The 14,446-nt window shown below is 40.6% G+C and carries 11 protein-coding genes; 6 read left to right on the top strand and 5 right to left on the bottom strand.

Annotated features, from left to right (window positions below):
* Window position 1: 1 nt before the first annotated feature.
* From BWX39_RS04750 to BWX39_RS04760, 3 genes are all read left to right on the top strand, one after another.
* A complete protein-coding gene (locus tag BWX39_RS04750) occupies window positions 2-724 on the top strand; it encodes a 16S rRNA (uracil(1498)-N(3))-methyltransferase (protein WP_028904696.1) in 723 nt (240 codons plus the stop codon).
* A gap of 115 nt (window positions 725-839) precedes the next feature.
* Window positions 840-4,100: a TonB-dependent receptor gene (locus BWX39_RS04755; RefSeq protein ID WP_028904695.1), complete on the top strand. Its 3,261-nt coding sequence runs from the start codon at window positions 840-842 to the stop codon at window positions 4,098-4,100.
* Between the two features lie 254 nt (window positions 4,101-4,354).
* The gene (locus BWX39_RS04760) at window positions 4,355-4,687 is read left to right on the top strand and encodes a cupin domain-containing protein (protein WP_028904694.1); all 333 of its coding nucleotides are present in this window, start codon (window positions 4,355-4,357) and stop codon (window positions 4,685-4,687) included.
* An 80-nt stretch (window positions 4,688-4,767) separates the two neighbouring features.
* Here BWX39_RS04760 and BWX39_RS04765 read toward each other — a convergent pair whose 3' ends face one another.
* The 4 genes from BWX39_RS04765 to BWX39_RS04780 all read right to left on the bottom strand — a co-directional run bounded on the left by BWX39_RS04765 (window position 4,768) and on the right by BWX39_RS04780 (window position 9,536).
* Window positions 4,768-5,154 carry a DUF1573 domain-containing protein gene (locus tag BWX39_RS04765; RefSeq protein WP_014710226.1) on the bottom strand — a complete coding sequence of 129 codons (387 nt, stop codon included), beginning with the start codon at window positions 5,152-5,154 and terminating at the stop codon, window positions 4,768-4,770.
* Between the two features lie 638 nt (window positions 5,155-5,792).
* Window positions 5,793-7,322: a peptide MFS transporter gene (locus tag BWX39_RS04770; RefSeq protein WP_028904693.1), complete on the bottom strand. Its 1,530-nt coding sequence runs from the start codon at window positions 7,320-7,322 to the stop codon at window positions 5,793-5,795.
* A 34-nt stretch (window positions 7,323-7,356) separates the two neighbouring features.
* Window positions 7,357-8,106 (bottom strand): porin family protein, encoded by a 750-nt coding sequence (locus tag BWX39_RS04775; protein WP_028904692.1) that lies wholly within the window; start codon window positions 8,104-8,106, stop codon window positions 7,357-7,359.
* Between the two features lie 44 nt (window positions 8,107-8,150).
* Complete coding sequence (locus BWX39_RS04780) at window positions 8,151-9,536, bottom strand: amino acid ABC transporter substrate-binding protein (RefSeq protein ID WP_028904691.1); 1,386 nt, start codon at window positions 9,534-9,536, stop codon at window positions 8,151-8,153.
* Window positions 9,537-9,639: 103 nt separating this feature from the next.
* On the opposite strand from BWX39_RS04780, the gene BWX39_RS04785 reads away from it, so the two are divergent.
* The 3 genes from BWX39_RS04785 to BWX39_RS12420 all read left to right on the top strand — a co-directional run bounded on the left by BWX39_RS04785 (window position 9,640) and on the right by BWX39_RS12420 (window position 13,541).
* Window positions 9,640-10,335 carry a gliding motility-associated C-terminal domain-containing protein gene (locus tag BWX39_RS04785; RefSeq protein WP_028904690.1) on the top strand — a complete coding sequence of 232 codons (696 nt, stop codon included), beginning with the start codon at window positions 9,640-9,642 and terminating at the stop codon, window positions 10,333-10,335.
* Between the two features lie 33 nt (window positions 10,336-10,368).
* Window positions 10,369-13,209 carry an excinuclease ABC subunit UvrA gene (gene uvrA, locus BWX39_RS04790; RefSeq protein WP_028904689.1) on the top strand — a complete coding sequence of 947 codons (2,841 nt, stop codon included), beginning with the start codon at window positions 10,369-10,371 and terminating at the stop codon, window positions 13,207-13,209.
* A 110-nt stretch (window positions 13,210-13,319) separates the two neighbouring features.
* Entirely contained in the window at window positions 13,320-13,541 is a 222-nt protein-coding gene (locus BWX39_RS12420; protein ID WP_076123243.1) for a hypothetical protein, read from the top strand.
* On the opposite strand, the gene BWX39_RS04800 is transcribed toward BWX39_RS12420, so the two are convergent.
* Window positions 13,538-14,440, bottom strand: coding sequence for a TIGR01212 family radical SAM protein (locus BWX39_RS04800; protein WP_028904688.1), 903 nt, complete (start codon window positions 14,438-14,440; stop codon window positions 13,538-13,540). The two genes, BWX39_RS12420 and BWX39_RS04800, sit on opposite strands and share 4 nt — an antisense overlap.
* Window positions 14,441-14,446: the final 6 nt, after the last annotated feature.

Below are 14,446 nucleotides of genomic sequence, written 5' to 3' on the forward strand. Positions count from 1 at the left end.
AATGAAAGAAGCACGTTACTTTTATGTTCCTAATGCAGCTGACAATAACGAATTGCCAACTGAAGAAGCTACGCATGCTGTGCGTGTTTTACGACTGAAAAGTGGCGACGATATTTTCTTAATGGATGGCGAAGGAACGTTTTATCAAGCTGTTGTTACATTGGCAAATCAAAAGCATTGCCTTTACGAAATAAAGCAATCGTTGCCTCAAGATAAAACGTGGAAAGGATATTTACACCTTGCTATTGCTCCCACAAAGGATATAGGGCGTATTGAGTGGTTGGTGGAAAAAGCCACAGAAATAGGTTTTGATGAGATTTCTTTTTTGAATTGTCGCTTCTCTGAACGCAAAGTATTGCGTACAGACCGCATAGAACGTATTGTTGTATCGGCAATGAAGCAAAGTCGGAAGGGGTGGAAACCTGTTGTAAACGAAATGGTTACATTCGAAGAGTTTATGTGTAGAGAGATAAAAGGAGCGAAATTTATCTGTCATTGCTACAATGAAATAGAGAAAGCCGACTTCTTTACAGAATTGAATAGTTCGGATTGTGCCAATGATATAACTGTTTTGGTTGGACCTGAAGGAGATTTTTCTATTGATGAAGTTCGCCAAGCTATCAACAACAACTATCAAAGCGTAACATTAGGAAATAGTCGTTTGCGCACAGAAACAGCGGGATTGTCTGCTGTAATGATGGCTAATTTGGCACATCGGATTTAGTTTTTCTTGTTACAACTTGTTTTTTAACACGGTTGTAACGATGTTTTGGTGAATTTTAGTTATATTTGCACCATAATTATAATATAACGTTATTAAATCTTAACATCAATTTATTATGCAGAAAAGATTGCTTTTCCTTGTTGTAATGCTGTTTGCTTTGACTTCTTCGGTTATGGCACAGATTACTACATCAGGCATTAGCGGTAAGGTTACGTCAGATGGCGAGGAAGTCATCGGTGCTACAGTTACTGCTACCCACCAACCTTCTGGAACTGTCTATCGGGCTTTGACCAATTTGGACGGACGTTTTACCATTCAAGGTATGCGTGTTGGTGGACCTTATAAAGTAGAAATTGCCTATATTGGCCAACAAACAAAAACATTTAGAAATGTAACGCTTCGCTTGGGTGAAGTGGAAGATTTATCATGCAAGCTGCAGACAGACTCAAAAGAGTTGCAGGAGGTTGTTGTGGTAGCTAAAGCAGGAATCAATGGAACAAAGACAGGTGCTGCGCAGAGCCTTAGTGCTAAGCAAATAGCAGAGATGCCAAGTATCACACATGGTATTGCTGATGTGGCAAGATTAAATCCTCAGCTAACAACATCAAGCAATGGCGCAATGTCGTTTGCAGGAACAAACAACCGTTACAATTCGTTTATGATTGACGGTGCAATGAATAATGACGTATTTGGTCTTACTGCCGATGGCTCTAATGGCGGACAGGCAGGTACGCAGCCAGTTTCTATGGAAACCATTGAGCAAATTCAAATCAATGTAGCACCATTCGACGTTCGTCAGAGTGGTTTTACAGGAGGTGCAATCAATGCTATAACAAAGTCGGGAACTAACAAGTTCCACGGAAGTGTGTATGGATTTGGCAATAATCAGAACCTTATCGGCCGCCATTATCCTTATTCTGACGGAACAGGTTATGCACCGAAATATCAGAAACAGCAACAATACCAATGGGGTGTAACGCTTGGTGGTCCTATTATCAAGGATAAACTATTCTTCTTCGTGAACTTTGAAGACGCCAATAAAGAATATCCAAATATCAATGGTTACGGGCAGACTGGCTCACGTATCCTTAAAGAAGAGGCTGACGGTGTACTTGCAAAGGTTAAGGAAATGGCTGCAAAGCAAGGATACGACTATACAGGTGCATTCGGTAACCCTGATATTTATACCAAGAGCAAAAAGTTTGGTGCAAAGATAGACTGGAATATCAACGACTTTAATAAGTTCTCATTCCGTTGGAGTTTGGTAGATGCAAAACAATTAAACAATGTCAGTGGTGCTTCATCGTTGAACGATAATCATTATTATTATCCATTTGAAAGCAAAACAAACTCTTTCACAGCTGAATTGCAAAGCCGTTTGTCGCCTGTATTGAGCAACGAAGCACGTGCAAGTTACGTACGAGTGCGTGACCAGCGTGCTGTGGCATCGGCTTTCCCAATGATTTCTCTTCAAGTAACAGGTGGTACGCTCAATATCGGTAACGAACGTTCATCTATGGCAAACCAACTCGACCAAGATATTTACACTGTTGAAGACAACTTTACTTGGTACAACGGCAGTCATACATTTACTTTTGGTACACACAACGAGTTTTATAGGTTTGCAAATCTTTTCATTCAGGATGCAAACGGTACTTACAACTTTGCTGACTTAGCACATTTCAATAAGTACTACGAAGACTTTATGGCGGACAAACTCGACCCTAACTATGCTTATTTCAAGCAATACCGCTTCGGAATGGCTAATACCGACGTAACGGGCGACCCACGTTGGAAGGCTCCATTCTCTGCAGGACAGTTAGGTTTCTACGTTCAAGATAAGTGGAATGCTACTCCTTCTTTCCAACTTACATACGGTTTACGTATGGAAATACCTCTTTTCTTCGATACTCCTACTGCTAATACAGGGTTCAACGAATATGCTGCACAGCGTGGCTGGGGTGTTCGCACAGACCATAAGTTGTCAAGTTCTCCTTTGTGGAGTCCACGTGTAGGTTTCCGTTGGGATATCAATGATGACCGTCAGTTCATTCTTCGTGGTGGTGTAGGTGTCTTCACAGGACGTATTCCATACGTTTGGATTAGCAACAACTTCACTAACACAGGTATTCAGATGTCTAAATACAGTGTTTATAATCCAAAAGGACTTAATCTAATCTTCGACCCTAACAAGCAATTGGAGAATGCTGAAAAGTTGAAAGTGTCAGCTGGAAGTCAGGAAGTAGATATTTTCTCTGATAACTTCAAGTTTGCCCAAACACTTAAATTCAATCTTGGTTTTGACTTTAAAGCATTGGGAATAGATTGGACAGCAGAGGCTATCTACTCAAAGACATTGAACGACATCTATTATAAGAATCTTGCAATTGAAGCAACGGGCAAAACCTTTGGTCAAGAAACTGGTTATACGTGGGACAACCGTCCAATGTTTACACAGACTACAAAGGGCACTCCATACGCATACGTGTACGGATTGTATAACACCAACAAGGGTTATACCGTAAACTTATCGCTGAAAGGTGAGAAGCATTTCGACTTTGGACTTGATTTGATGGCAAGTTATACATGGACACGTTCTATGAGTGTGAACAGTGGAACTTCTTCTGTGGCAGGTAGTAACTGGATGTTTAATACTACCTATAGAAATCCTAACGACCCAGAACTCGGCTTCAGTGCATATAATGTTCCTCATCGTGTTCAGGCAAGTGCTTACTATCGTTTAGGTTACGGTGCAAGCAAGCAGTGGCAAACCACTATCGGTCTGATTTATCAAGGACGTAGCGGCTCTCCATACGTTATTGAAATGTATGGCGATATGAATGGCGATGGTGCTCGTGGCAACGACCTTATGTTTATTCCTACCGATGCACAAATCGACCAAATGCGCTTTGCACCAACTACCGTAAACAACAGCAATAACACTTATCCGTTGATAACAAAGGTATTGGGTGCAGGATATAAGGGTAATCTTTCCGAAGAACAGCAACGTGCTTTGTTGAAACAATGGATTGCCGACGACTCTTATATGAGCAAGCACCGTGGCGAATACTTCAAGCGTTATGCCGATAATCTTGCTTTCGAGCATCATTTTGATGTTCACTTGGCACAGAAGTATAGCTTTAAAGTAGGTGGACAAGTTAATTCTTTGGAGTTAAGCTTCGATATTATCAATGTCGGAAACTTGCTCAACAAGGATTGGGGACACACCTATGGCGATGGATTCGGCCGCTACTTTAGCCCATTTAACTATGAAGGCGATGGCTTGTTCAAGTTCGATGGTACACACGTAAATCGCGATTACGACAGCTACAATAGCCGTTGGCGTGGTCAGATAGGTTTGCGTTACACATTCTAATTTTCTGAATAATAAGCAAAAAGATTAAGTGGATACTCTGTTTCTAAGGAGTGTCCACTTATTTTATATATGATAATTCTTCTTTAAATACAGTTTTCAAGATTGTAGGATAGTGTCAAAGCCCATGTTTCTCCACTTTATAAAAGATAGAAGATACTTTATTTAATCTCTAAATAGAATGCAAAGAATTTCTATCTTGTCGTTGGAGTTTAGGGAAATATTTGTTATTTTTGTGCAAACTTTAAAATATCATTATGGTAATAGATTTTGAGAAAATAGCAGAGGAACATATACAAGGTTTCAAAGGGGGAGAAGGAAAGTTGGACACCCGTAACTATGTAGATGATAAAGCTCGAATAATGTATTCGACGCTTCGCCCAGGTGCACGAAGTGGAGAGCATGCCCACAGCGGCTCGTTTGAAGTAATGTATGTTATCAGTGGAGAACTAACTGTGCACTACGATGGAGTGGAAGAAGTTGTTAGGGTAGGGCAGGTGCATTATTGTCCTGACGGGCATAAACACTGGTTCGAGAATAAGACCGACCACGATGTGGTATATTTTGCCATTGTTCCTACATTAGGCTAAGATAGAAGTTTGTTTATCTGAAATATAAAAGCGAGAAATCGACCGTAGTTGATTTCTCGCTTTATTCTTATGTATGTCTTTTATTTTCCTTCCATTACGCCTTCTATATATAAGCGTGTCATTTCTGTTTTGGCATTCGACTTTATTGTAATGCTCTTTTTAAAATGTCCAGGGAATTTGCCTTGTCCGTTGTAAGTAATTTCTACTGAGCCTTTCTGCCCAGGAGCAATAGGGCGTTTGTCGTATTTGGGTACTGTACAACCGCAACTTGCTACTACTTGATTGATAACCAAAGGAGCATTACCTACATTGGTAAAGGTATAGACAGCCTTTTTAACTGGTGCACTTTCTGGGAAAGTACCAACATTAATCGTTATTTGGTCAAACTTAATTTCTGCTTGATTTTGTGCAGATGCCATTGTGATACCAATGAACATCAACAATGCTACCATTAAAAACTTTTTCATACTTTATCTTTTTGGTTTTTATTGTAGATGCAAAAATAGCGATAAAGTTTATTCTTTCTTTCTAAATTCACTTAAATTAACAGCTTTTTACTGTTACTTAACGCAACTTGGTGTTTCGTATGCTAACAAATATAAAATAGAATGCTTCATTGAGGAGTATTCATCTTTGTTGGATAAGTAAATAATTACTTCTTTATACCTTGCATCAAACTAAGTATCCATCTATCCATTACAGTCTTTCTGTTTGTGTTTATCTATCCCGTAAGCTTATAAAAGACGGGGATATTGAGTTTGTTAATGAGGAGAAAAGCTGTATAGGTAAATCTGAAAAAGTCATTAAAATTCTTCTTTGCTGAATTATTTACACGTAAAGAAATATTTATTTACGTGTAAGAAAATATTTACATACGTGTAAAGAAGAAATTATTTACATGTAAATAATTTGGCAACTTTTTGCTAAAGCGACTGCAAATCATCGACAAAGGCAAGGGAAAGGATAAGAAAAACGCTGCCAAACCTCATTGTTATATAGGTTTGGCAGCGTTGAAAGTACGTATATATAACCGATATACTGAAAATGAAAAGAGGATATGCCAGCATAGAAGTTTCTGACATACCCTCTTTTATATTTAGTTTTTCTACTTCGCTACTTTTTCAAGTTTGCCCATTACTGCAAACATGAAGATAGCAGAAAGGATACAAAGCACGATGAATACGCTCCATACAACTGTCAATGGAAGGTCGCCCCAAAGGAAACCACCAACACTAACGAGGAGGTTACCTAAGGCTGTTGCTACGAACCAGCCACCCATCATTGCACCCTTGTACTTTGGAGGAGCAACCTTTGATACGAATGAGATACCCATAGGGCTGAGCAACAACTCACCGAAGGTAAGAACAAGGTAAGTACCAATGAGCCAGTTTGGAGATGCAAATGTCTTTGCACCTTCTGCAGCTGCCTTCTGTGCATCAGGAGAGTTGAGTCCCATAGAAGCGAGCAACATCACCAAGAAACCGCAACCGGCAATCAACATACCGTAAGCTATCTTGCGAGGAGCTGTTGGCTCTTTACCCTTGCGAGCAAGCGCACCGAAGATAGCCATGCTGACAGGTGTGAGGGCTACAACATAGAATGGGTTGAACTGCTGGAAGATAGGAGCACTAACAGATACACTGCCTTCCACAACACTGTACTTATAGACTATTACAGCCAATGCAGCAAGCATAACGAGTGCTGAAATTCCTTTAGCTTTGCCTGTCTTAGCACCGAAGAATGAAAATCCTGCATAAACAATGACAATCACCATAAAAAGGTTAATCACATCGAATACCATACTTTGAGCACCTTCTGCTGTAGGTTGTACAAACTCGTCGGCAAAGTAAGTAAGCGTAAGACCGTTCTGGTGGAATGCCATCCAGAAGAAGATAACTACGGCAAATACAAGGCAAAGTGCAATGATGCGCTCTTTTGTTTCTGCTGGAGAAAGCTCTTCTGCTTCAGATGCAGCACCTGATTTTTCGTCTTTTTTCTTTGTATTGCCTTCCAAATGCTTAAATCCTGGGCGGAAAGTATAGTAGATAGCAATAGAAAGAATTAGCGAAACACAAGCTACGGCAAATGCCAAGTGGTAAGCTGCGTTAGGATCCATGTGCAATGAAGTAATACCCCAATCGTGAATTTTCACGGCAGCTGTTGGAGCGAACAACGCACCAATGTTGATAGCCATGTAGAAGATAGAGAAGCCAGAGTCGCGTTTGCTTTCCATTCCAGGAGCATCGTAAAGGTTACCTACCATTACTTGTAGGTTTCCTTTGAATAGACCCGTACCCAGCGAAATTAACAGTAGGGCTGCAAGCATGCTTGAAAAAGCAACTGTGCCAGTTCCCAATGGGATTGCCAAACAGAGATATCCAATGAACATAATCATGATACCTGTAGTAACCATCTTTCCGTAACCGAACTTGTCTGCCATGATACCACCAACAAGTGGCAAGAAGTAGACTAATCCGAGGAAAGTACTGTAAATAGCCCCTGCGGCACCTGGGTCGAGACCAAAGTTTCCTCTGAGGAAAAGGGCAAAAACTGCAATCATGGTGTAGTAACCAAATCGCTCTCCTGTGTTGGCTAATGCCAATGCATAAAGACTTTTAGGTTGTCCTTCGAACATAATTTTAAACTTTTAATTTTGTTATTAATTGATTTTATCTATTGTTTTTACTTTTTGTTATATCGAATAGGTAAGTTGCTTTGACAAGTATATTGCTGTTATTGGATTTCCCGAAGAAATCTTGTTTTGTATTGCCGTATATATTGCCCAAACCGTAGTAATAGCGTGCCTCTATAAGGAAATGTCCTAAGTGGCGAATGCTCCATTCTGCACCTAAACCTGCTGCAATGCCATAGTCGAACTTCTTTTCTACAGGCATAGATTCTTGTTCTACAATGGTATTGCTTCTTCCGCTGCCGTCTTTCGATAGGTTTGGCGTTTCGTAGTTCTTAGCTGTTGTTTCGTTCAGTAAGATGCCAATCTGTGGTCCTGCCTGAACAAAGAAATTGAAACCGCTTTGTTCTCGTCCCCATGCTAAATGTGCAAAAACGGGTATTTGAAGATAGTTTAAGGTGCGTGAGTATTCCTCTGCTGTGCCATTGGCATTGATAACAGGCTCATCTTTCGATGTCCGTATGTTTTGTTTCCACCCCATTGAAGCATAGTTTACTTCTCCATAAATAGAGCAGATGGTGTTGAAATACTTTTCGCACACATATTTAACGCTTAATCCTGCAGTAATTCCACCGTGCATAGATTGCGATACTTTGGGGTCGAAACCTACATTTGAAAGCACATAGCCAGCGTTGCCACCTATCGAAAGGTCGCTGCGATGGTCTCCTACCTGTGCGTATGCACACAGTGGGAGTATCATTAACAGTGCTGTAAGTATCTTTTTATGCATGTTTTATAGTATCTGTTTTCTTCACCTGTTAGGTTATTGGGGAATTAGTAGACTAAGTTTTCCATTGTCTGGTCAACTTTGAAGTGTACCAATTGGAAATGATTATTGATATATCCGCCCTCTCCTATACGTTCAAAGTTGTATCTTGTTTGTAGTGGAGCGTAGCCCACTTCTGCACTCGTGCCTTTAAAGTTCTTGCCTTTATTCCTAATTCCTCTGATGAAGAATTGTGCTTGGTCGTATCCTATTATTGCGAAGCGTGGTATATAGGTGTTTTTCATTGGTTCACCATATTTTTTTATGTATAGTTTTTCCAATGCTTCTGTTTTCTTTGCCACCTTATTATAATAATAGGTAGATGGGATATACACTCCGTATTTAAAGTAATTGGACAGGTTGTAGTCCTGATACATAAACCATTCGTTATAACCGTATATTGAAATAGCTATGCCAGGATTTGTTCTTTTGAGCGAATCCAATTTTGTAAATACTTTATTTAAGTAAGGACTCTTTTCGGAGTTGATAACTATCACATTAGGTTGTGAAGGGCTAAACTGCTTCACAAAATTTATTTGCGGTGTGTTTATGCTTGTTACATTGTAGCGAATGTTTGCAAGTTCGAGTTGTTTTCTCAATCCACTTGTAAAGCTGCCAACTTGACTACTTTCATCGTTGCAATTGATAAAGATTGGGTGATGAGTCTTTTGAAAGCGTTCAAAGAAACAAGCAGTTGCCTTTTTTGCTAAACGATTGTAGTCTTGATAGACTTGGAAAATGTTAGGATTGGTAGCAACTTCTTTTGCTTCAATAGAGAAAGGTATCACCATCTTTATGCCATAGCGTTGGCAAAAGTCGCCCAATGGCTTTACTTGATTAGAATAAAGTGGACCAAAGATAATGTCTAAAGTAGATGCATTCTTATCAATCAAGGTGGTTCTGATGTCAGCATCTTTAGGTACATTCCACGCATGCACATCAGTATTAATGCCTTCTTGCTTCATTTGCTCAAGTGCAAGCAAGATTCCTCTATAATATTCTACCATTCTCAAGCCGTCGCCATCTTCTCTATGAAGTGGAAGCATCACGCCAATGCGAACCGTGTTCGTAACAGGCGTATTGGCTGTTATAGGCTTTTTAGCAGTATTGCTTATTGTGTTGCTTTCCGTGCCAGCTGTATATTTCTTATCACCACCTTTTGCATAAGGCACAAAAATCCAATTACCCTTTTTAAGCTCATATCCTTCTTGCTTCATTTCAGGGTTTGCATTGATAAGCTCCTGTATGCTGACACCGTACTCTTTAGCTATGCCAAAGATTGTTTCCTTCTTTTTCACCTTATGAAGGTCTCTCCATACCGTAGTTTGTGCAACGACGTGGACAGAGAAAACCAAAACAACTAATAAAAGTAAATACTTATAATAATGTTTCATAATTGTACGTTCTGAGTTTAACACCTTGCAAAGATAACAAAAAGTATTCACTATTTGCTTTTTGTCAATAGTTTTTTTGTATTTTTGCAGAAATAAGAAGATTATGCAGACATATTTTAATAAAATATCCTTAATAGTGGTATTATTTTTATTTACCACGAATGTTTTTTCTCAATCGTGCGAGCCATACGGAACGTACATTGGCGAAAATGGAAGTACAGAAACCATTAATTCTGCACAAGGCTTTTCTGGCTCTGCTCCATTGACCGTCGATTTCGTAGCAAACCCTGTTGTTGATTACCCCAATGGAACTCATTTTGAGTGGCATTTCTTTGAGCAGGCTAATCGCAAGAATGCGTTTTTAATACGTTATGAGCAGAATACGCAATACACTTTTACGACAGCAGGCTCGTTTCAAATTTGCTTGTATGAAATATTAGGTAGCGATACAATTAATATTTACGACCCGATAACAGTTTCAATAAGCGAGAGCGAAATCGTTTTCCCCAATGCTTTTTCGCCTAACGGAGATGGTATAAACGATGTCTACAAGGCTAAAAAAGGATTTAAGAGCATTGTAGAGTTTCGTGCAATTATCTTTAACCGATGGGGACAGAAGCTATTTGAATGGACCGACCCTAACGAAGGGTGGGACGGAACTTTCAACGGAAAGCCTGTTGCACAAGGCGTTTACTTTGTAAATGTAAAGGCAAAGGGTGCTGATGGTAGAAAGTTTCATATCAAGAAAGATGTGAATTTATTGCGTGGATACAATGAAACCACTACACAGATGCCTTAACGGTTATGTAAATTAACTAACACAGACTAATTAATGAACGATAAAATAGAAGTATTAGGGGCGCGTGTGCACAATTTGAAAGGTGTAGATGTAACGATGCCACGCAATGCGCTGATTGTTTTTACAGGATTATCGGGTTCAGGCAAAAGTTCTTTGGCGTTCGATACCATATTTGCTGAAGGGCAAAGACGGTATATTGAAACATTTTCTGCCTATGCCCGCAACTTTCTCGGAGGTATGGAACGCCCTGACGTTGATAAGATAACAGGATTGTCGCCTGTTATTTCTATCGAGCAGAAAACAACCAGCAAGAACCCACGTTCAACGGTTGGAACCACTACGGAAATATACGATTATCTTCGTTTGCTGTATGCCCGTGCAGGAACTGCTTATTCTTATATGAGCGGCGAAGCAATGGTGAAGTACACAGAAGAGCGTGTTGTGGAAATGATTCTTCACGATTATACTGATAAGAGCATCTATGTGCTTGCCCCATTGGTGCGAAACCGTAAAGGACATTATCGTGAATTGTTCGAGCAAATGCGTCGCAAAGGCTATCTTTATATTCGTGTTGATGGCGAAATCCTTGAAATTACGCGTGGCATGAAGGTGGATAGATACAAGAACCACAACATAGAAGTTGTAATCGACAGGCTCAAACTCGGTGCTGCCAACGATGAAACGTTTAAAGACCGATTGGCAAAAACAGTGTCGGTTGCGATGAAACAAGGCGATTCGCTTATTATGATAATGGAGAAAGACAGCGGTTCGGCTAAGTATTTTTCCAAGCGTTTGATGGACCCTGTTACGGGAATAGCCTATAAAGACCCCGCTCCGAATATCTTTTCATTTAATTCTCCTGAAGGTGCGTGCCCCCATTGCAAGGGCTTGGGCAAGATTAGCGAGATAGATTTAGGCAAGGTGATTCCCGAAACAGCACTGAGTATTCATGAAGGTGCAATTATTCCTTTAGGCAAATACAAGAACCAAATGATATTCTGGCAGATAGATGCCATTCTTGAAAAGAGCGAATGTACTTTGAAGACCCCTGTCAAGGATATTCCAAAGGAGGTGCTCGACGAGATTCTTTATGGCTCTTTAGATAAGGTTCGTATATCAAAAGAACTTGTCCATACCAATTCCGACTATTTCTCTACCTTCGATGGCGTTATAAAATATTTGCGTTCGGTAATGGAAAACGATGAAACTGCAGCAGGAAAGAAATGGGCTGACCAGTTTATCGCTGAGCGTGAATGCCCCGAATGCAATGGGCAGCGTCTTAATCGTGAAGCTCTCTCTTATCGTATATGGGACAAGAACATTGCCGAACTTTCAGCAATGGATATAACCGACCTTAAAGTATGGATAGAAGAGGTAGAGAAACACATCAGCGAAAAGCAGCAACTCATTGCCAAAGAGATATTAAAAGAAATTCGTAAACGTATAAACTTCCTGCTCGATGTGGGTCTTGACTATCTTTCGCTGAACCGTCAGAGCGCAACTCTTTCGGGTGGAGAAAGCCAGCGTATAAGGTTGGCAACACAGATAGGCTCTCAGCTTGTGAATGTACTTTATATTCTCGACGAACCTTCCATCGGTTTGCACCAGCGCGATAACAATCGTTTGATAAAGTCGTTGCGCGAACTACGCGACCTTGGCAATACTGTCATTGTTGTAGAACACGACGAAGATATGATGCGTGCTGCCGATTGGATTGTCGATATTGGCCCCAAGGCAGGCAGAAAGGGTGGAGAAGTTGTTTTCCAAGGCACATACGAGCAGATGCTCAAGACGCATACACTTACCGCGCAGTATCTTAACGGCGAACAACAAATTGCGCTTCCCGAAGTGCATCGCAAAGGAAATGGCAAGTCGATATGGCTGTATGGCTGTAAAGGAAACAATCTGAAAGATGTAGATATAGAGTTTCCGCTCGGCAAGCTCATTGTTGTTACGGGTGTGTCAGGTTCGGGTAAGAGCACATTAATTAATGAAACCTTGCAGCCAATACTTTCGCAACATTTCTATCGTTCGTTGAAAACTCCTATGGAATATTCGAAGATAGAAGGAATAGACAATGTAGACAAGGTCGTGAATGTAGACCAAAGTCCTATTGGGCGTACCCCACGCAGCAATCCTGCCACCTATACAGGTGTGTTTTCAGATATCCGCAATCTCTTCGTAAACCTTCCCGAAGCCAAGATACGTGGCTATAAGCCTGGGCGTTTCTCGTTTAACGTGAAAGGCGGACGTTGCGAAGGTTGTGGTGGTAATGGCTATCGTACGATAGAAATGAACTTCTTGCCCGATGTAATGGTTCCGTGCGAAGTATGCCACGGAAAACGTTACAACCGCGAAACGCTTGAGGTGCGCTTTAAGGGAAAGTCTATTGCAGATGTTTTGGATATGACGGTTAATATGGCTGTGGAGTTCTTCGAGAACGTCCCGCTTATTCTTCCGAAGATTAAGGCTTTGCAAGATGTAGGTCTGGGCTATATCAAGTTAGGGCAAAGCTCTACAACCTTATCGGGCGGAGAAAGTCAGCGTGTGAAATTGGCAACGGAACTTTCCAAGCGTGATACGGGCAAGACGCTTTATATTCTCGACGAACCTACTACTGGTTTGCACTTTGAAGACATTCGTGTTCTTATGGGTGTGTTGCAGAAACTCGTAGACCGTGGCAATACGGTTGTCATTATCGAGCACAATCTTGACGTAATAAAACAGGCAGATTACATTATTGATATGGGACCTGAAGGCGGACGTGGTGGAGGAAAGGTTGTTGTAACGGGCACTCCGGAAGAGGTTGCGAAGAACCAAGAAAGTTATACTTCGCCATTCATCAGGAAGTTCTTTGAAGGCAATAAAGCTTAATTTTACACCTCAAAGCAAGTAAATCCAGTTACGCTGCTTTGTCTGTACTCTCCGTTTCATAAACGAAAAACAGAAAGGAACGATGTAAATATTTTTTGTAAGAATGTCTATTGCGTAACTGTCTTTCTATCAACACTTTGCAAAACCTATTGTTTTGCATTCCAAAAGCGGCTCTTTTGCACGGTAAAAGCGTAGGTTTTACGTTGCAAAAGAGCCGCTTTCGCAATGTCAAAGCGCAGTTATCACTTTTTAAGAGAATTATCTTTACAAAGCTGTCATTGTTTCCCTATTCTCTTTCAGTAGCAAAAGGGAAATCAAAAGGTGTTCGTTAAGCCCTTTCAATCGCCTTTTTTGCTTTCAGTTTGTTGTTCAGTAAGTTTGTGAACTCGTAGTTTTTCAGTCCCCATTTCGGTGCAATCAGCATCTCGGGAGGGCTTTGTGTAACAAACCTTTCTAATACTAAATCGCTTCTAAGGAGTCCGATGTATTTGGTAATAAGGTCGATATATTCCTCAACAGTATATAAATGGAAAGGCTGTTCTTTGTATATCTTTGCCAACCTTGTACCTTTTATAATCTGCATCTGGTGTATTTTGAGCATCGTCAGCGGTAGCGACGATATGATAGGAGCTTGTCGCAGACTTTCCGCAGCATCTTCACCAGGTAGCCCCATTATAACGTGTCCACCCACATAGATGCCTCTTTTCGCAGTTTCTTCTACTGCTTTGCGTGTGCAGGCAAAGTCGTGCCCACGGTTTATGAATCTTAATGTGTCATCGTTGCAACTTTCAATGCCGTATTCTACTATTAAGAATGTCCGTTTGTTCAGTTCTTCCAAATAGTCCAATAATTCACTGCTGACACAGTCGGGGCGTGTTCCAATCACAATTCCTACCACATCTTCCACTTTCAAAGCTTCTTCGTAAAGCTGTTTTAGCTTATCCACAGTATCGTACGTGTTTGTATATGCTTGGAAATAAGCTAAGTATTTCATATCTGGATATTTCTTTGCAAAGAAGCGTTTTCCGTCTTCCAACTGTTCTGTTACACTCTTCGTGTGGCTGCAATACGATGGATTGAAACTCTTGTTATCGCAGAATATGCAGCCGCCAATACCTATTCTGCCGTCCCGATTAGGACAAGTAAAGCCGGCGTCTATTGAAATCTTTTGCACTCGGAAAGGCAGTTGATTTCTTATCCAAGTACCAAAATCATGATAGTATTGTTCCATTGTTTT

The sequence above is a fragment of the Prevotella intermedia ATCC 25611 = DSM 20706 genome (assembly GCF_001953955.1).
GTDB lineage: Bacteria > Bacteroidota > Bacteroidia > Bacteroidales > Bacteroidaceae > Prevotella > Prevotella intermedia.

Coding starts and splice junctions, on each gene's coding strand:
- uvrA (WP_028904689.1), top strand. CDS start 10,369: ATGAACGATAAAATAGAAGTATTAGGGGCGCGTGTGCACAATTTGAAA.
- BWX39_RS04775 (WP_028904692.1), bottom strand. CDS start 8,106: ATGCATAAAAAGATACTTACAGCACTGTTAATGATACTCCCACTGTGT.
- BWX39_RS04760 (WP_028904694.1), top strand. CDS start 4,355: ATGGTAATAGATTTTGAGAAAATAGCAGAGGAACATATACAAGGTTTC.
- BWX39_RS04755 (WP_028904695.1), top strand. CDS start 840: ATGCAGAAAAGATTGCTTTTCCTTGTTGTAATGCTGTTTGCTTTGACT.
- BWX39_RS04780 (WP_028904691.1), bottom strand. CDS start 9,536: ATGAAACATTATTATAAGTATTTACTTTTATTAGTTGTTTTGGTTTTC.
- BWX39_RS04785 (WP_028904690.1), top strand. CDS start 9,640: ATGCAGACATATTTTAATAAAATATCCTTAATAGTGGTATTATTTTTA.
- BWX39_RS04765 (WP_014710226.1), bottom strand. CDS start 5,154: ATGAAAAAGTTTTTAATGGTAGCATTGTTGATGTTCATTGGTATCACA.
- BWX39_RS04750 (WP_028904696.1), top strand. CDS start 2: ATGAAAGAAGCACGTTACTTTTATGTTCCTAATGCAGCTGACAATAAC.
- BWX39_RS04800 (WP_028904688.1), bottom strand. CDS start 14,440: ATGGAACAATACTATCATGATTTTGGTACTTGGATAAGAAATCAACTG.
- BWX39_RS04770 (WP_028904693.1), bottom strand. CDS start 7,322: ATGTTCGAAGGACAACCTAAAAGTCTTTATGCATTGGCATTAGCCAAC.